This window comes from Sphingomonas oryzagri (genome assembly GCF_029906645.1).
GTDB lineage: Bacteria > Pseudomonadota > Alphaproteobacteria > Sphingomonadales > Sphingomonadaceae > Solisphingomonas > Solisphingomonas oryzagri.
Map to the genome: position 1 here is coordinate 83,100 of NZ_JARYGZ010000003.1, position 16,682 is coordinate 99,781.

Genomic DNA, 16,682 nt, shown 5'->3' on the forward strand with positions numbered 1-16,682 from the left:
GCTAGCTGATCACCCGGCTGTCGACTTCGCGATCGACGTGGACATCGGTCACTCGGCCGCTCTCGCTGTTCAGCGAAGTCGTCCAGCGAACCTCGTCGGTCGCGTCGCCGTCCGTCCACATTTGTCTGTAAAGGCATTTGATCGCCTCTGGATGATGGCGGTCGGGCCGGCACGTTGCACCCGCGGCACGCAGAATCTGTATCGCGTCGGGCAGGGGGCTGCCGATTGCGACGGCTGCGAGGATCGCGGTTCGTCCAGCCGCGAGGGCCGCGTCGCCTGTATGAAGATATTCGACCTCGCGAAAATCGAGGGGCGCAGCTGTTGCCGCCTGGATCGAGGCAGGAGAGATCAGGCTCGTCGCCACGGCGAGCAGAGCGGGCAGGGGCGATGGCAAGCGCATTCGGTCGACCTCGTGAAAAGGGCGTGCGGCATTCCGCGCGCCGTCGCTGTCGACGGTACGCGGGTTAGACTTGCTGGTTGGGGGAGAACCTGCCCGTCAGTCCGGGCCGCCGCGTACAAGCGGCGTGATGACAAAAACAGTGCAATGTTTTGCTGCCTGCCAGCAAATATTCTGCACTATGCCGTCGTTGGCCGTAGCCCTGGTATACGACGCGCGCAATTGCGAGGAGATTAGGCGTCGTCCGGGAACAATCATATGCCGCGCCGGGCGCTAATCCGGCATCGGTATCGGGCCTAGACCGGCTTCACCGCCACCGAATGACCGGCCGGGCGGGGAGGTTGGAGACACGTCATGGACCGCAACATCGGAAATGCCGACACCTATGCCACGCCCCGCATCGAAGCGCGGGTGGAGGCGATCGCCCACCATTTCGGCGAGCAGGCCGCGCCCGACGTTCCGGCCGCCGTCGGCCTCATGCTCGTCGCGAGCTTCGCCACGATCATGGGCAGCTTCCTGCTGCTCTACACGGGGTCGCGCTTCGCCACGATGATGGTCGCGATCAGCATCGTCTACACGGCGATCTATCTGTCGGTCCCGACGATCTTCCTGCGCATCGACGCCCGCCGCGGCGGCCATGTCGGCATGGCGGAATTCCTGGAGAAGGGCCTCGATACCTGGACCGGTCATGTCGGTGGCCGCGAGGCGATCGTGCAATTCCTCACGATCCCCGTCGCCATCGCGATCGCCGTCTTCGGCATCGGCGTCGCCGCCGCGCTGATCCTCTGACGCCCGTCGGGCGTCATTCCCTGCAAATCCCGCGGAGCCCGGCCTCAGGTCGGGCTCCGCTGCTGTCGCGCGTACCCGATCGCTCAGGCGGCGAGCAGGTCGTCGGCGGGGCCGAACAACTCGTAGTGGATCCGATCTTCCGCTACGCCTTCGGCCCTCAAGCCGCTCACGAAATGACGCAGAAACGGGGTGGGGCCGCACAGATAGACGTCGGCGTCCATCAGCGGCGTGTTGGCCCGCAACCATGCCAGATCGACGAAGCCCGTCCCGTCATGATCGACATCGGCGTCCAGCGGCTGGCTGTAGAAGGTCGCCGTACGCATCCGGCCATGCCCGGCCGCCAGCGCCCGCACGTGCTCGCGCATCGCATGGGTGTCGCCATTCAGCGCGCCATGGACAAAATGGGTCTCGACCCCCGGCAGTCTTGCGGCGATCGTCTCAGCCATGCTCACCATCGGCGTCAGGCCGACGCCGCCCGACAGCAGGATCACGGGGCGGGCAGGCTGATCGGGCAGGAAGAAATCGCCCGCCGGTGGTGTCGTCTCCAAGGTATCGCCGATCTCGACGCGGTCGTGGAGGTGCACCGATCCGCCCATGCCGTCGACCTCGCGCTTCACGGAGATACGGTAGACATCGCTGTTGGGTGCGCAGGAGATCGAATAGTTTCGCTTGGTGCCCGGCTCCCCCGGCATGTCGAAGCGCAGCGTCAGATACTGGCCGGGTTTGTGCGGAAGGACGGCGCCGCCGTCGACCGGGCGCAGGACGAACGAGGTGATCACCGAGCTTTCGCGGATCTTCCCGGCCACGACGAACCGCCGCCAGCCGCTCCAGCCCCCGTCGGTCCGCTCGATTTCCGACCGGATGGCCGCTTCCCTGTCCTTGAGGATGTCCGCAAGGAACCAGAATGCCTGGCCCCAGGCGGCCAGAATGTCCGGCGTTGCCGCCGCGCCGAGTACGTCCTCGATCGCTGCGAGCAGCGCGTTGGCGACATGGGGATAATGCGCGGACAGGATATGATAGCCGATATGCTTCTGGGCGATGCGCTCGATCACCGGCGCCAGCACGCCGGGATCGGAGATATTGCGGGCATAACCGAGGATCGCCGCGGCCAGCGCGTTGACTTGCCGGCCTCCTTCGCCCTGGTTGGCGCGGTTGAACAAGGCGGCGATGACGGGATCTTCGAACAGCTTCGTGTACATCGCCGAGGTGATCGCGGCGCCGTGCTTCTCCAGCGCGGGCACGCTGGCCTGGACGCGCGCGATCGTCTCCGCGGACAGCGGATGGGGCATGATCTGTCTCCTTGGGTGGATGGTTCAGGTGGTGACGGAAGCCGGCGGCGGCCTGGACCCCAGCATCGCAGCTCGCCCTTCAGGCGTGTGCAGCTGCAGCCCGAGCCGGAGGCTCTGCGCGATACGGGAGGCCTTTTCCTGGAGAGCACCGGCCACCGGGCCGGGCAGCAACTCGCTCGTCGTCGTCGCCCAAAGCGCAAGCCAGCGATCGAACATCGGCGGCGTGATCCGAGATGCGTGCCGCATATGCGTGGCCATCGGATTACCCTTGTACCGGCTGCTCGAGATCATCACCGACGACCAGAAGTCGGCGATCTGTCCGAGGTGGTGGGGCCAGTCGCTGATCGCGTCCTCGAAGACCGGGCCGAGGAGGGCATCGCCCCGGACACGACCGTAGAAACGGTCCAGCAGCGGCGCCAGCTGATGCTCTTCGAGGACGGGCTCCACGACTCACTCCAAATGCAACGGCAACGCATCTATTGCCGAAGGATAAAAGATGCAACAGATTTACATCTTATCGGTCGACGACTAGGGTCGAGACATGCGGCTGACCCGGTACACTGACTATGCGATGCGGGTGCTCATGCATCTCGGCGCGCGCGAGGATGAGCTTTCGTCCATCGCCGAGATCGCGCGTGCCTACGGTATTTCCCAGAATCACCTCATGAAGGTCGTGCAGGATCTCGGCAAAGCCGGCTATGTCGCGACCCAGCGTGGACGGGGCGGCGGTATCCGGCTGGCGCGCCCGGCGATCGACATCAATCTGGGCGCCGTCGTGCGGCATACCGAGGAGGGGTTCGACCTCGTCGATTGCGACGACTGCCTGATCGCACCGGCCTGTTCCCTGCCGCGCGTCCTCAACGAAGCCGTCCAGGCGTTCCTTGCCGTGCTCGATCGTTACACGCTGGAGGACATCCTCGTCCGGCGTCGAGACCTGCGATCGCTGTTCGGAATGGCGACCGAACCGGACGCGCCATTATGCGCCGATCGTGCACAATAGAGATGGCGAACCGGGTCTAATCCCCGGCGCCGACCCGGCCTAGTCCAGGGGCAGGCCGCAACCGCGGCCGGCACCTGAGGAGCAGGACCATGTCGCACCGAATCGACTACAACAAAGCCGCCCCCACCGCGATGAAGGCGCTCGGCGGCGTCTACGGTTACGTGATGACCTCGGGGCTGTCGCCCGCACTGGTCGACCTCGTCTATCTGCGCACCAGCCAGATTAACGGCTGTGCCTATTGCATCGACATGCACAGCCGCGACCTCGTCAAGAAGGGTTTCGACATCGAGAAGCTGGTGCTCGTACCTGTCTGGCCCGAGGCGAAGGGACTGTTCAGCGAGACGGAGCAAGCGGCCCTCGCCTGGACCGAGAGCGTGACCAGGATCGCCGAAGGCGCCGCGCCGGACGAGGTCTACGAAGCGGCGCTCGACGCCTTCGGCGAGAAGGGACTTGCCGACCTCACGGTCGCGATCGGCCTTATGAATGCCTACAACCGGCTGGGCATCAGCTTCCATGCGACCCCGGCCGCGGTCGCCAAGGCGTGAGAAGGCTCTCGCGATTGGCGCAATTCCGGCAATAATGAAGTGCCGAGCCGACGCTATTCGAGGCGACCCCCAGGGCATAGCGACTCTCTGCAGGAGAGTATCATGATGAGCCACTATCGCGCGCAGGCCACCGCCATCGGCGGGCGCACCGGATCGGCCGCCTCCGCCGACGGAGCGCTGCGCGTCCTGCTCGATACGCCGCGCGAGCTGGGCGGCGAAGGCGGCAAGGGCACCAATCCCGAACAGCTGCTTGCCGCCGCTTATGCCGCAAGCTTTCTCGAGACGCTCCGCACCGTGGCCCTGGGCCGGCGCCTGCAGCTCGCGCCCGACGCCAACGTCACCGCGACGATCGGCATCGCGGACCGGGACGAGGCCGGCCGCATGACTCTCGCGATCCGGCTCGATGTCGACCTGCCCGGTATGGACGAGGTTGCCGCAAGCACGCTCACGGAGGAAGCGCATTCGGTTTGCGCCTATTCGAACGCCATGTCCGGCAATGTCGAGATACGCATCGACGTGCAGTGATTACGCTTCGATGCCGTGCGCCCAGGGCCGGTTCGCGAAATGGTCGCGCAGGAACCCGAGCAGCACGCGAACCCGCGCGGGGCGGGCGCGGCCGGGCGGCGTCACCACATAGACCGGGCCGGGCGCCGTCTTCCAATCCGGCAGCAATTCGATCAGCCGGCCAGCCTGGAGATGATCCCAGATGTAGAATTCGGGATAGGTCGCAAGCCCCAGCCCCGCCAGGAGCGACGGCACCATCGCCGTGCCGTTGTTGACGCGCAGCGGTCCCTTCGCGCGAACCGTGAAGCTCCCTTCGGTTTCGTGCGAGAATTCCCATTCCGTGCCCCACGGCACGTGGCTGGGGATCACAGCCGGAAGGGTCGCCAGCTCGGACGGGTGGGCGGGGCTGCCGTGCCGCTCGATAAAGGCGGGCGCCGCGACGAGGGGGCGACGGAAGGAGAAGAGGCGGCTGACGCGCAGCGAGCTGTCGGCCAGCCCGCCGATCCGGATCGCGCAGTCCAGTCCTTCCGCGACGATGTCGACCTTGCTGTCGGTAAGGCAGAGATCGATTTCGATGTCCGGATAGGCCTTGAGGAATTCCGGCAAGAGCGGCGCCAGCGCCTCGACCCCGAACGCGGTGGTCGCCGCGATCCGCACCAGGCCGCGCGGAATGGCGGCCTCCTCCAATATCTCGGCCTCGACACCGATGCCGTCGGCGAGAATGCGGGATGCACGCTCCAGGCAGATTCTGCCGCTCTCGGTCAGGGTGAGCTGGCGGGTGGTGCGATGGATCAGCGTGGTGCGCATCCGCTCCTCCAGTCGCGTGACGGCCTTGGAAACCGTGGTCTTGGCGAGGCCCAATTCCTCGGCAGCATGGCTGAACGAGCCCTTCTCGGCGACCTTGGCGAAGATTGCCCAGGCTTCGAAATCCGGCATGTGCGGCATGGTCGCGCCCCCCTCGCCGCGACCCTATCATGTCCGTTCCGTCAATCTAGCGCCTTGCCGATCGAGCCGCCGCCATCCACGAACAGGGTCTGCCCGGTGATGTAGCCGGCGTCTTCGGAGAGAAAGAAGGCGATCGCTGCGGCGAGCTCTTCCGGTCGACCGAGGCGGCGCATCGGGATCAGCGAGAGGAAGCGCGCCTCGCGTTCGCTGCCTTCGGGCGTGTTGGCACGAAACAGCTCGGTGCCGACCGGGCCGGGTGCCACTGCGTTCACGGTGATGCCGGTCTCCGCCAGTTCCAGCGCCCAGGTACGCGTGAAGCTGTTGAGCGCGGCCTTGGCGCCCGCATAAGCGGTGCGTTCGGCGATACCGAGCACAGTAAGGCTCGAGAGATTGACGACCCGACCCCATCCGCGCGCCTTCATGCCCGGCAGTAGCGCTTGGGTCGCCAGAATGGCCGGGTGAAGGTTCAGGCGCAGGATGTCGTCGACGTCGGCGAGCTCGATCTCGCCGATCCTGTGCAGGCGCACCAGGCCGGCGTTGTTGACCACACCGTCAAAGGCGTAATGCGCCGCGAGATCCGCGAACATTTTGGTCGATCGTGCAGTGTCTGTAAGATCGAGTGTCACCAGCGCGCCTGGAAAGCTCGGGTCAGGACTGCGTGCGATACCGACGACGCCGTGGCCGGCAGCGATCAATCGTTCAGTCAGGGCACGGCCGATGCCCTTCGTGGCACCGGTCACGAGGAACGTGCGGGAAGTTGTCATGATGGGATCTTTCGATTTCGCGCCGACCCTCTCAGGCGGCGATTGCGGTGCTGGCGACGGAGGGCGAGAAGCGGATCTCGGCAACGCGCCGCTCCGCGTCGGCAATCGCGGCGGCCCGTGCATCCGGTCCCGTCGCGACGCCTTCGGCGCGGACGACCATGATCTCCGCGATGCCAAGGAACCCGAAGACGGTGCGCAGATGCGCTTCCTGATGGTCCATCGTCTCGGCTGGGGTTCCCGCGAGTACGCTGCCGCGGCCCGACAGGATGATGACCTCCTTGCCACCGGCCAAGCCTCGCGGCCCTTTGGCGGTATAGCGAAAGGTTTCGCCGGCAACGGCGATCCTATCGATCCAAGCCTTCAGGGTGCTCGGGATGCCGAAGTTGTACATCGGGGCACCGATCACGATGATGTCGGCTGCCTTGAATTCGGTCATGAGTTCGCGACCCAAGGCGATATCGGCCTCGATTTCCCTCGTACGTGGTGCGTCGAGATCGGTCAGCGCCTGGATGTAAGCCGGCGAGAGGTGGGGGATCGGCGTCTCTGCGACATCACGGTGTGTGACGGCAGCGGCAGGGAAGGTTGCGGAGAGGTGCTCCACCACGCGCATCGACAAGGCGCGTGTCACGGAATTGGCGCCGAGAATGCTGGAATCGACAATGAGAATGTTCATGGCCTGTCCTTTCGGAATCGGGGAAGGCCCTTTGTTTGGCGTTTACGATGGCCCGCGATTAGTCGGCACTCCGGCAACTCTCTGCTGACCGATTGCGGGTATCGGAACGACCAACCGCTGCCTCATATCGGCCATTGCCCGTTGCAGGCGATAGCAAGTGGCGCGAAAACGGGTGCCGGCCAGGCAAACTCTGATCGCTGGCAAGGGGTCGGGCGAAGTCGAGCGCTGTCGGAATGTCCGGCCGCCAAGCTGGATGCAGGTCGAAGGGGCCAACGCTGTTGGTCAACCCTGCCGCTTTCGACTCGGCAGCCGGACTTGGGTATCAGACCCCCGACCGCCGCGATTGGCAAGATCGTTGGCTACCATTTGCGCCGAAACGTGAGGCGTGCCGACTTGGCTTAGATCGTGTCTACTTGACCGGGCAAGATCAACGGTCATCAGAGGATTTGTGGTCCAAAATTTAAAAGCTAGCCATTTTTGCTGCACGCGGTTTATCAGCTAGGCGCCAATTGTCGCCGTTCACGCCTTGATATGAAGATCCCAAAACCCGCCATTCGTTCATCCAAGCCGTTCCACTATTTCGGAGAACCTGATCTTGGCCTTTCACTCTGGCAAAGCTTGGCGGGCCTATTGGCGCGCTGTCATCTTCCGGCGTGCCTGAGAGTTCGCACAAGTGTTCTGGAAGGCCCCTCGATGAAGCGTCCCGATAATCTGCAAGAAACCCAATCGGGTGGCGATGTTGCCCGGCTGACGATCGCGCCGCTCTTTATTTTGGCTGGGCTTGTCCACCTTGCACGACCGAGCTTCTTCGAGCCGATGATGCCGGCGGCGGTGCCCTATCCTCATGCGGGCATCATCATGACTGGCATCGCGGAGATCGCCGGAGCCGTCGGCCTGTTTGTGCCCCGCGTCCGCGCTCTGGCGGGCGTAATGCTCGCGCTCTACGCGGTCTGCGTCTATCCGGTGAACACCCTCCATGCGGTCCATGATCTGTCCACCGGCACGGATCTCGGCTGGGCGTATCATTATCCCCGGCTGTTCGCCCAGCCGCTGATCTGTTGGTGGGCACTGGCGGCCGGTGGCCTGCCGCGTCGTAAGACTTCGAGCCCGGGCTGATCCCGCTAGCGTGCATCCGGCGCAATCCTCCTCCCGTATCTTCCCTGCGCGTGAAGGGCGCGTGGTCACGAGGAGACGAGAGCGATGCCCATCTGGAAATGGTATCTGCTGCCTTCATGCCTGGGCCTGACTGCAACCCCGGCTTTCGCCGCCCCCGCCTTCGCGCCCGGGCAATGGAACCACGAGACGCGCCTCGTGCAGGCCGACGTTCCGGGCATCCCCGAATGGGTGATCCGGATGTTCGCGGGCCATGGCAGCCGCAAGAGCTGCAACAGTGCCGCGCAGCTGAGTAGCCATCCCGAAGCGCTGCTGACGGCGGACGACGAGGCCGTCTGCAAGTTGCGGAAATTCTCCGCAACCAACGGAAAGCTGGTGTTCGACACCTTCTGCACGAACAAGCGCTTCCCGGACGGGCTGCTGGTGTCATCCCGCGGCTCCTACACGCCGACATCCTACAGCATATCGACGACGAGCACCGGTACGCGGGATGGCAAGCCGGTCCGTATCCTGACGACAGGCACCGGCAAGCACGTCGCCAACGCCTGCACCAAGTCCTGAGCCATCATGATTGGCACATGGATATCGACGGCGTTTGCGACCGGCATCAGCTTCCTGGCGCTGGATTCGATCTGGCTCAGCCTGGCGGCGAGCCGGCTCTATCGCCCTCGCCTGGGGCCGCTTCTGCTCGAGCGCTTCGATGTGGCACCGGCGGCGGCTTTCTACCTGATCTATCTGGCGGGAATCCTCATCTTCGCTATCGCTCCGGCACTCGTGACGGGGCGGTGGACGTCCGCGCTCGCGCGCGGTGCGATGCTGGGGCTGGTCGCTTACGCCACCTACGATCTCACCAACCAGGCGACGCTGCGCGGCTGGTCGGCCACTGTGACCGTAGCCGATCTGTGCTGGGGCATGTGTGTCACAGCGACGGCCGCGACGATCGGCTTCACCGTGGCGCGCTGGATGCTCGCGCGCGGCTGAGGCTCCAGACGATCACGGCGGACAGCGCCGCCACGCTCATCACGTTCAGCCGCAGGAAGTGGGCATATTCCGGCGCCGTGAAGCGCCCGAGCGGATCGCCGTAATGGCCATGCAGCAGGCCGGCGCCTAACGTGACGCCGAGCAGGACGGCGGCGACCCGCCACTCTTCGCGCCGAAACGCGAGGCAGGCGATCAGGCCGCATGGGATCAGGAACAGCTCTACGCCGGACGTCTCGCCGAACGCCTTGGTGCTGAGGATGCCGTTGGCGATGCCGGTAAGCGGCAGCATGATGCGGCCGGCGACCGCGTTTCGCCGAGCGACGACCGGCAGGCAGGCGAAGAAGGGTGTCGACAGGAAGGTCCAGCACGCCACCGGCCAGTCGCCGCCGACGATCCACCAGAGATAGAGCGGATAAAAGGGCTGGTTGGAGGCGACGAGCAGCGCGATGCGGTTGCACGCTGCCGTCAGCGGATCGGAATGCGCCGCATAGTTGCCGAGGCGCCGGACTAGGCTCACGCGGAACTGGCGACGGGGCGAAGACGATAATGGCTCACGCCCCATTCCTCGCCGCCCGCATGGCCGAAGAGACCGGCGGTCGCGAGATAGAAGAGCCGCCAGCGGCGGCGCCAGAGCTTCGCCTGATCGCCATAGACTTCGCGCAGCACGGCATCGATCTCCGTACGGTTGGCGTCGAAGCGGGCGAGCCACTGTTCGGCAGTGCGCTGATAGTGGCGGCCGTTCCAGCGCCATTGCTCCTCGACCTCGAAGCAGTCTGGGAAATGTCCGATCAGGCCATGGCTCGGCATGATCCCGCCGGTGAAGAAATGCTGTGCGATCCAGTCGGTCTGGTCCGCCTTGTCGAAGCGATAGGGCTGGCTCCGGTGGCTGAACACATGGAGGAACATCCGGCCCTCCGGATTGAGCCAGCCCCTCGCGCGATCGAGCAGCGCTTTCCAGTTGGACATATGCTCGAACATCTCGACCGAGACGATCCGGTCGAAGGTGCCGGTCGACTGGAAGTCGTTCATGTCGGCGGTGACGACGAGGAGATTGGTGATGCCGGCCGCCTCGGCTAGTTTCTCGATATGGCGCCGCTGCGGGGCGGAGTTCGACACTGCGACGATCCGTGATCGCGGGAAGCGCTCCGCCATGAACAGGGTCAGCGAGCCCCAGCCGCAACCGAGTTCGAGGATCGTCTGGCCGTCGGCGAGGTCGGCATGGGCAATCGTGTCTTCCAGCGCGAGGATCTCGCCCTCGACCAGCGTTTCGCCGCCAGTCGGGTAGAGGCAGCAGCTATATTTGCGGCGCGGCCCCAGCGTCAGCTCGAAGAAGCGGGGCGGCAGTTCGTAATGCTGCTCGTTGGCGGTGTCGGTGTGCTCGGCGATCGGATGATCGGCCATGGCGCGCGCGAAGGCGGCGTCATTGTCCTTCGCCGAGGCGAGGCTCCGCCGCCGCGTGCCGACCAGGAACTCGACCCCCGCGCGCGTGATGGGATCGGGAAGTGGTGTCGCCTCGACGGCACGGATGGCGGCGGCGATCGGGTTCATGGGCGATCCTCTTTGGTCGGAGACTTGGGGATGGGCCAGAAGGCGCGGATGCGCCGCTGCGTCCGGCGGAAGGCTTCGCCCCGCGAGCGCAGCATATGCGCTTCGAGCGGCGGGATGCCGGAGACGTGGACGAGCAGCCAATACATGAAGGCCGGCCCGCTCAGCGCGAGCCAGCCCCAGCCGAAGCGGCCATCCGGCCCGATGGCGATCATCGTATAGGCGACCCAGCCGAGCCATTCGAAGAAATAGTTGGGATGGCGTGACAGGCCCCACAGCCCGGCATCGCAGACACGGCGCCGATTGGCGGGGTTGTTGCGGAAGCTGCTGAGTTGCGTGTCGGCCACGGCCTCGCCGATGACCGCCGCAAGCAGGATCGCGGCCCCGGCTCCGTCGCTCCAGCCGAATGCGGGCGCCGGATTGCGCGCCGCGACGAGGATCGAGACCGACAGCAGCCACGCCGCGATCGCCTGGATCTGGAGGAAACCGAAGAGGCGCCGGTCGAACCGGTCTCCCCATTCGCGGCGCAACTCTGCATAGCGCGGATCGTCCTGGCCACCCTTGGTTCTGAGCGCGATGTGTGTGCCCAATCGCAGCGACCAGCCGCCTACCAGCAGCGCAACCAACTCTTGCCGCTTGCCCGGCGACCCATCGATTGGTGCCAGCGCCGATACTACGCCGGCCAGTCCTATCGCGTAGGACCAGATCACGTCCGTCCAGCCCGATCGGCCGGGCCTGCGGGCGATCGCCCATGCTCCCGCCATCGCGATCGAGAGCGCGACGGCGATCAGCGCGGACAGGATGACGGGGCCCATGCCGGAGATACGGGCGGTCATGAATTTCGGATGCCGCCGATTTTCCGCTCATCCAAATCCGGCCTCGCTCCGTAGCTCCTTCAGGAAGCGATTGAGAGAGGGTGCGGAACATCATGCAGGCCGACGGGACGCTCGATATCGCGGTGGTCGGCAGCGGCATTTCCGGCTTGTCGGCCGCCTGGCTGCTGTCGCATCGCCATCGCGTCACCCTGTTCGAGGCGGACGATCGGATCGGCGGCCACAGCCATACGGTGGTGGCGGGCGGCACGCCTGTCGACACCGGCTTCATCGTCTATAACGAGCAGACCTACCCGAACCTGACGGCGCTGTTCCGCCATCTCGACGTGCCGACCAAGGCGACCGAGATGACGTTCGCTGTCTCGCTTGATCGCGGGCGGCTCGAATATTCGGGCACCGATCTGGGCGGCCTGTTCGCCCAGCGCCGCAACCTCGCGAGCCCGCGTTTCTGGTCGATGCTGCGCGATCTCGAGCGCTTCTACCGGCGCGCGCCGCGCGACCTGTCGACCATGGGATCGGTCGGGCTCGGCGATTATCTGGACGGTCTGGGGTGCGGCGCGGCCTTCCGCGACGATCACCTCTACCCGATGGCCGCGGCGATCTGGTCGACGCCGGTCGGCGACATTCCGGATTATCCGGCCGCCGCCTTCGTCCGCTTCTGCGAAAATCACGGTCTCCTCAAGCTCGGCCGCCGTCCCGTCTGGAGGACGGTCGATGGTGGCAGCCGAGAGTATGTTGCGCGGCTTACCCGATCCTTCGCGGATCGCATCTCCCGATCGCGACGGGTGCGGCATGTCCGGCGCGTGCAGGGCGGCGTCGAGATCGATGCGGGCGGTGGCACAGAGCGCTTCGATCACGTCGTGATCGCCACCCATGCCGATCAGGCGCTGGCGATGCTAGGCGATGCGGATGCGCGGGAACGGCATATTCTCGGAGCCTTCGGCTATCGCCGTAACGAGGCGGTTCTGCACTCCGATCCGTCGCTGATGCCGACCCGCCGCCGCGTCTGGTCGAGCTGGAACTATGCTTCGGAAGCCGGGCCGGGCGCGCCGGCGCTTTCGGTCACCTACTGGATGAACCGCCTTCAGGGTCTGCCCGACGCGCAGCCCCGGTTCGTGACGCTCAACCCGATCCGTCCGCCGGATCCATCGCTCGTCCACCGCCGTGATATCTACGATCATCCCGTCTTCGACACGGCGGCCGGTGCCGCGCAGGCCAGACTCTGGTCGCTACAGGGCGTGCGCAACACCTGGTTCTGCGGAGCCTATTTCGGCGCGGGGTTCCATGAGGACGGGTTGCAGGCGGGTCTGGCGGTGGCCGAGCAACTCGGCGGCGTGCGGCGACCGTGGACCGTCGCCGGCGAATCCGATCGCATCCAGATCACGCGACCGGCCGACTTGGCGGTCGCCGCATGACGGGCAACTCCGCTCTCTATGTCGGCCACGTCATGCACCGGCGCACCCGGCCACGGGAGCATCGGTTGCGTTATCGCATCTTCTCGCTTCTGCTCGATCTCGACGAGATCGACCTGCTGGCGAAGCGATTACGCCTGTTTTCGCGCGGTCGCTTCAATCTGTTCGCCTTCCATAACCGGGATTATGCGGCCGGCACCTGCGAGCCGCTGCGCGTGCAGATCGAGCGATATCTCGTCGCCGCGGGCATGGACCTTGGTGGCGGAGCGATCCGGCTGCTCACCATGCCCCGCATCCTCGGCTTCGCGTTCAATCCGCTGAGCGTCTATTTCTGCCATGATCTCCAGGGAGCGCTGCGGGCTGTGCTCTACGAGGTGAACAACACCTTCGGGCAGCGGCACAGCTATCTTCTACCGGTCGAGCAGGCGGACGGGGCCATCCGGCAGGGCTGCGCCAAGCATTTCCATGTTTCGCCCTTCATGGGGATGGACATGCGCTACGCCTTCCGGCTGGCGCCGCCTGCGGAGCGTCTATCTCTCGCCATCACGGGCTCTGACGATGCCGGGCCGATCATCACGGCGGTCCACAGCGCCACGCGTCGTCCACTGACCGATGCCGAACTGCTCAAGGCCTTCGCCAGTCACCCGCTACTGACCGTCAAGGTCGTCGGCGGCATCCTGTGGGAAGCGCTCAGGCTCTGGATCAAGGGCGTGCCGGTGCAGGACCGCCCGGCGGCGCCCCTTCATCCCGTCACCATCGTAAAATCCCGGCAGGAGGCCGCATGTATCTGAGCCACGAGACGCAGGCCGATACCGTCGCCTTCCCGCCGGCAACGCCTGAGGCCGGGCCCTGGCTGGTGCGCCGCGTGTTGCGCCATCTGGAGTGCGGGCGGCTGACGGTGACCCTGCCTTCCGGCGAGCGGATCGCGCATGTCGGGCGGCTGCCTGGGCCGCATGGCGTGATGGAAGTGCGCAACCTGCGCGCCTTCCGGCGTCTGCTGACGCGGGGCGATGTCGGCTTTGCGGAAGGCTATATCGCCGGTGACTGGGCTAGCCCCGATCTCACTGCGTTGATCGCGATGGCGGCGGAGAATGTCGCGCGGCTCGATCGGACGATGGACGGCTTCTGGGCGGTCCGGCTGTGGCGCCAACTCGGTCACGCGCTGCGGCGTAACTCGACCAGCGGGAGCCGGCGCAACATTGCCTTCCACTACGATCTCGGGAACGATTTCTATCGGCTGTGGCTCGACGAGAGCATGACCTATTCGTCGGCCTGCAGGATCGGAGTGGGCCAGTCGCTGGAAGCGGCACAGGGCGGCAAGCTCGATCGGATCGCCGAATTGCTGTCGCTCGGTGGCAACGAGAATGTTCTGGAGATCGGCTGCGGTTGGGGGGCGCTCGCGACGAGGCTGGCTCCGCAATGCCGCAGCGTCACCGGGCTCACGCTGTCGGCCGAGCAGCTTGCCTACGGTCGCGAACAGGTCGCGAAGCAAGAGGTGGCCGACCGAGTCGACCTGCGGCTGCAGGACTATCGCGAGGAAAAAGGGCGTTACGATCGCATCGTCTCGATCGAGATGCTGGAGGCGGTCGGCGAAGCCTATTGGCCCGTCTATTTCGCAAAGCTCAGGGGTTGCCTCAAGCCCGGCGGCCGGTCCGTTCTGCAAGTCATCACCATCCGCGAGGATCGCTTCGATTCCTACAAGCGCAGTCCCGATTTCATCCAGCGCTACATCTTCCCGGGCGGGATGCTGCCGACGCAGGCCATCCTCGCGGATCAGGCGAAGCGGGCGGGGCTCGCCGTCACGACATCCGAGACCTTCGGCGAGGGCTATGCCGACACCTTGGCCGAATGGCGCCGCCGCTTCGATGCGGCCTGGCCAAAAATCGCCGCGCTCGGCTTCGATGCCGATTTCCGGCGGCTGTGGGACTATTATCTCAGCTATTGCGAGGCGGGCTTCCGCACCGGCACAATCGACGTCGGGCTGTATGTCCTCGAACCGGTCTGATCACCCAGCAGGGTGTGCCGCCTGCCACGCCTTGACCGCCGCCATCGTCTTCTCGACATGCCCGGCCGGATCAAGCGCGCTATAGGCGAAGATCACCTTGCCGTCGGGCGCGATCACGTAGCTGGTGCGATTGGAGCGGGCGACCACTGGCAGCTTGACCTTGTATTCCGAGATCAGCTTCCCGTCCGCCGAGGCGACGGCGAACTTGTTGCGGCATTCGCTGACCGAGAAGCGATTGAGCTTGTCGATGTCGTCACCCGACACGCCGATCACGGTGGCACCCAGCGCATGGAACTGGTCGCTTGCCTCGGCGAAGTCATGCGCTTCGACGGTGCAGCCGCTGGTGAAGGCTGCCGGGTAGAAATAGAGGACGACCGGCCCCTTCTTCAGCGCATCGGCAAGATGGAAGGGGAAGGGCTTGCCGGCGAGGCTCGCCTGTGTGGTGAAGTCCGGTGCGGTGCCCCCGACCGGAAGAGCGGCTTTGCCCGGCGAGCAGGCCGATAATGCGAGGGTTCCGACGGCCGCCGCGATAGCCCTGATCATATCGTATCTCCTGCCGTTTCTGATCGAGATACGCGCGGGCCGATGAACCGGATGCATCGCGGATCAGGTCGTCGTCAGCTTGCCGGTCAGGATGACCGGGCCGGTCGGCTGGCCAGTCGGCGAGCCGCCCACCGGCTCGACCGAGACGGCGATCGTCACGCCTGCTGCCATCACCGAGGCCGCGGTGGTCGGCACCTTGGCCCAACTCGGCGCCGCCGCGTTCATCACGCCCATCGAGCGCGGCTTGCCGTCGGCCGGGATGACCCACAGTTCGGGCGAATGCGCGCCGATGTCGAGGCCGGTGACGGCCGAGGTCATTCGCCCGCTGGCCGGATCGAAACTGACCGTCACGAAGCCCGTCTTGCCGGTGAGCACCGCCACCATCGGTGCTGCGGCCTGCTGCGCGACCGGCACGCGCTCGACGATCGTCTGCGGCTTCTGGAGCGCTACCACGGCCAGTACGACGGCAGCGGCGCTGGCGACCAGCGTTCCCGCCTTCCACCAGCGGAGCGACGCAGAAGCGGCCTGCGAGCTATCGTTCGCCGGCAGGCGCGCCTCGATCGCGGTCCAGACCGAAGCGCTGGGTGCTTCGCCGGGATGGTCGATCATCGCCGCCGCATAGCCTTGCCAGCGGGCGTGGGCGCTGGCGAACCCTTCGTCGGAGGTCAATCGCACTTCCGCCACCTGCCGCTCCGCAGGATCGAGCAACCCAAACGCCAGCTCGGCGGCGAGCAGTTCGTCGTCATCGGGCAACTCTGCGCTCACGACAGGCAGTCCTTGAGCTTGAGCAGCGCGCGCCGGATCCGGCTCTTGATCGTGCCGAGCGGCGTCGCGGCGCGGCTCGCCAATTCGGCATAGGTCGAGCCCTCAAAGAAGGCGGTGCGGATCAGGCCGGCATCGCCGCCGTCAAGCGTGCCCAGGCAATGGGCCAGTCGTTGCTGGTCCTCGCCGATCTCCATCAGCGTCGAGGCGGCCGGTGCGGGATCGTGCACATCTTCGGCAAGTTCGATCGGCGCGGTCGCGACCTTGCCACCGCTGCGCAGGCGATCGACCGCGCGGTTGCGCGTCAGCGTGATGAGCCACGTCATCGCGCTGCCCTTCGCCGCGTCGAACGTGGCCGCCCGGCGCCACACCGAGAGATAGGCTTCCTGCAACGCCTCTTCCGCTTCCTGCCTTACGGGCAAGATACGCAGGCAGACGCCGAATAGCTTCACCGAAGTGCGGCGATAGACATCCTCGAACGCGGCGCGGTCGCCATCCGCCACGCGGCGAAGCGTTGCGGCAAGGCTGGCGGCGTCGCTGTCGGAACTTGTCGAGCCCATGCGCATCCAATGAGTCGTGAGC

Annotated in this window: 22 protein-coding genes; 10 read left to right on the plus strand and 12 right to left on the minus strand. The window is 65.7% G+C overall.

The window, feature by feature from the left end; genetic code table 11:
* Position 1: 1 nt before the first annotated feature.
* Positions 2-364: a hypothetical protein gene (locus tag QGN17_RS17320; protein WP_281045857.1), complete on the minus strand. Its 363-nt coding sequence runs from the start codon at positions 362-364 to the stop codon at positions 2-4.
* 387 nt (positions 365-751) lie between these two features.
* Between QGN17_RS17320 and QGN17_RS17325 the strand changes: the two genes are divergently transcribed.
* A complete protein-coding gene (locus QGN17_RS17325) occupies positions 752-1,186 on the plus strand; it encodes a hypothetical protein (RefSeq protein ID WP_022692117.1) in 435 nt (144 codons plus the stop codon).
* Positions 1,187-1,269: 83 nt separating this feature from the next.
* Here the strand turns inward: QGN17_RS17325 and hmpA are convergent, their stop codons facing one another.
* Together hmpA and QGN17_RS17335 are read right to left on the minus strand one after the other, a co-directional pair.
* The gene (hmpA, locus tag QGN17_RS17330) at positions 1,270-2,475 is read right to left on the minus strand and encodes an NO-inducible flavohemoprotein (protein ID WP_281045858.1); all 1,206 of its coding nucleotides are present in this window, start codon (positions 2,473-2,475) and stop codon (positions 1,270-1,272) included.
* A 24-nt stretch (positions 2,476-2,499) separates the two neighbouring features.
* Positions 2,500-2,922 (minus strand): group III truncated hemoglobin, encoded by a 423-nt coding sequence (locus QGN17_RS17335; protein ID WP_022692115.1) that lies wholly within the window; start codon positions 2,920-2,922, stop codon positions 2,500-2,502.
* Between the two features lie 94 nt (positions 2,923-3,016).
* Between QGN17_RS17335 and QGN17_RS17340 the strand changes: the two genes are divergently transcribed.
* The 3 genes from QGN17_RS17340 to QGN17_RS17350 all read left to right on the plus strand — a co-directional run bounded on the left by QGN17_RS17340 (position 3,017) and on the right by QGN17_RS17350 (position 4,545).
* A complete protein-coding gene (locus QGN17_RS17340) occupies positions 3,017-3,475 on the plus strand; it encodes an Rrf2 family transcriptional regulator (RefSeq protein ID WP_281045859.1) in 459 nt (152 codons plus the stop codon).
* Positions 3,476-3,564: 89 nt separating this feature from the next.
* Positions 3,565-4,020: a carboxymuconolactone decarboxylase family protein gene (locus QGN17_RS17345; RefSeq protein WP_281045860.1), complete on the plus strand. Its 456-nt coding sequence runs from the start codon at positions 3,565-3,567 to the stop codon at positions 4,018-4,020.
* Positions 4,021-4,125: 105 nt separating this feature from the next.
* Positions 4,126-4,545 carry an Ohr family peroxiredoxin gene (locus QGN17_RS17350; protein WP_281045861.1) on the plus strand — a complete coding sequence of 140 codons (420 nt, stop codon included), beginning with the start codon at positions 4,126-4,128 and terminating at the stop codon, positions 4,543-4,545.
* Here the strand turns inward: QGN17_RS17350 and QGN17_RS17355 are convergent, their stop codons facing one another.
* From QGN17_RS17355 to QGN17_RS17365, 3 genes are read right to left on the minus strand one after another with little or no spacing between them, the layout of a single operon-like run.
* Positions 4,546-5,460 (minus strand): LysR family transcriptional regulator, encoded by a 915-nt coding sequence (locus QGN17_RS17355; RefSeq protein WP_281045862.1) that lies wholly within the window; start codon positions 5,458-5,460, stop codon positions 4,546-4,548.
* A gap of 50 nt (positions 5,461-5,510) precedes the next feature.
* A complete protein-coding gene (locus QGN17_RS17360) occupies positions 5,511-6,233 on the minus strand; it encodes an SDR family oxidoreductase (protein WP_281045863.1) in 723 nt (240 codons plus the stop codon).
* A 31-nt stretch (positions 6,234-6,264) separates the two neighbouring features.
* Positions 6,265-6,906, minus strand: a complete 642-nt coding sequence (locus tag QGN17_RS17365) for an FMN-dependent NADH-azoreductase (RefSeq protein WP_281045864.1) — start codon at positions 6,904-6,906, stop codon at positions 6,265-6,267.
* A 693-nt stretch (positions 6,907-7,599) separates the two neighbouring features.
* Between QGN17_RS17365 and QGN17_RS17370 the strand changes: the two genes are divergently transcribed.
* The 3 genes from QGN17_RS17370 to QGN17_RS17380 all read left to right on the plus strand — a co-directional run bounded on the left by QGN17_RS17370 (position 7,600) and on the right by QGN17_RS17380 (position 9,000).
* Positions 7,600-8,022, plus strand: coding sequence for a DoxX family protein (locus tag QGN17_RS17370; protein ID WP_281045865.1), 423 nt, complete (start codon positions 7,600-7,602; stop codon positions 8,020-8,022).
* Positions 8,023-8,106: 84 nt separating this feature from the next.
* The gene (locus QGN17_RS17375) at positions 8,107-8,580 is read left to right on the plus strand and encodes a DUF3617 family protein (protein ID WP_281045866.1); all 474 of its coding nucleotides are present in this window, start codon (positions 8,107-8,109) and stop codon (positions 8,578-8,580) included.
* A gap of 6 nt (positions 8,581-8,586) precedes the next feature.
* Positions 8,587-9,000 carry a DUF2177 family protein gene (locus QGN17_RS17380; RefSeq protein WP_281045867.1) on the plus strand — a complete coding sequence of 138 codons (414 nt, stop codon included), beginning with the start codon at positions 8,587-8,589 and terminating at the stop codon, positions 8,998-9,000.
* Here QGN17_RS17380 and QGN17_RS17385 read toward each other — a convergent pair.
* Genes QGN17_RS17385 through QGN17_RS17395 form a run of 3 tightly spaced genes read right to left on the minus strand, consistent with a single transcriptional unit; the run spans position 8,966 to position 11,381 of the window.
* A complete protein-coding gene (locus QGN17_RS17385; RefSeq protein ID WP_281045868.1) occupies positions 8,966-9,517 on the minus strand; it encodes a hypothetical protein in 552 nt (183 codons plus the stop codon). The genes QGN17_RS17380 and QGN17_RS17385 overlap by 35 nt on opposite strands.
* Positions 9,514-10,548 carry an SAM-dependent methyltransferase gene (locus QGN17_RS17390; protein ID WP_281045869.1) on the minus strand — a complete coding sequence of 345 codons (1,035 nt, stop codon included), beginning with the start codon at positions 10,546-10,548 and terminating at the stop codon, positions 9,514-9,516. Before QGN17_RS17390 ends, QGN17_RS17385 begins: the two co-directional genes overlap by 4 nt.
* On the minus strand, positions 10,545-11,381 hold the full coding sequence (locus tag QGN17_RS17395; protein WP_281045870.1) for a DUF1295 domain-containing protein: 837 nt from the start codon (positions 11,379-11,381) through the stop codon (positions 10,545-10,547). The genes QGN17_RS17390 and QGN17_RS17395 overlap by 4 nt, the downstream gene beginning before the upstream one ends.
* 80 nt (positions 11,382-11,461) lie before the next feature.
* Here QGN17_RS17395 and QGN17_RS17400 point away from each other — a divergent pair, with 80 nt between their 5' ends.
* Genes QGN17_RS17400 through QGN17_RS17410 form a run of 3 tightly spaced genes read left to right on the plus strand, consistent with a single transcriptional unit; the run spans position 11,462 to position 14,795 of the window.
* Positions 11,462-12,793, plus strand: a complete 1,332-nt coding sequence (locus tag QGN17_RS17400) for an NAD(P)/FAD-dependent oxidoreductase (protein WP_281045871.1) — start codon at positions 11,462-11,464, stop codon at positions 12,791-12,793.
* Positions 12,790-13,581 (plus strand): DUF1365 domain-containing protein, encoded by a 792-nt coding sequence (locus QGN17_RS17405; protein ID WP_281045872.1) that lies wholly within the window; start codon positions 12,790-12,792, stop codon positions 13,579-13,581. The genes QGN17_RS17400 and QGN17_RS17405 overlap by 4 nt, the downstream gene beginning before the upstream one ends.
* Positions 13,572-14,795 carry an SAM-dependent methyltransferase gene (locus tag QGN17_RS17410; protein ID WP_281045873.1) on the plus strand — a complete coding sequence of 408 codons (1,224 nt, stop codon included), beginning with the start codon at positions 13,572-13,574 and terminating at the stop codon, positions 14,793-14,795. Before QGN17_RS17405 ends, QGN17_RS17410 begins: the two co-directional genes overlap by 10 nt.
* Here QGN17_RS17410 and QGN17_RS17415 read toward each other — a convergent pair whose 3' ends face one another.
* The 3 genes from QGN17_RS17415 to QGN17_RS17425 form a co-directional block, all read right to left on the minus strand.
* Positions 14,796-15,338: a peroxiredoxin gene (locus tag QGN17_RS17415; RefSeq protein ID WP_281045874.1), complete on the minus strand. Its 543-nt coding sequence runs from the start codon at positions 15,336-15,338 to the stop codon at positions 14,796-14,798. It abuts the gene before it with no gap.
* Positions 15,339-15,401: 63 nt separating this feature from the next.
* Positions 15,402-16,103, minus strand: coding sequence for an anti-sigma factor (locus tag QGN17_RS17420; protein ID WP_281045875.1), 702 nt, complete (start codon positions 16,101-16,103; stop codon positions 15,402-15,404).
* The gene (locus tag QGN17_RS17425) at positions 16,100-16,660 is read right to left on the minus strand and encodes a sigma-70 family RNA polymerase sigma factor (protein WP_281045876.1); all 561 of its coding nucleotides are present in this window, start codon (positions 16,658-16,660) and stop codon (positions 16,100-16,102) included. Before QGN17_RS17425 ends, QGN17_RS17420 begins: the two co-directional genes overlap by 4 nt.
* Positions 16,661-16,682 lie beyond the last annotated feature (22 nt).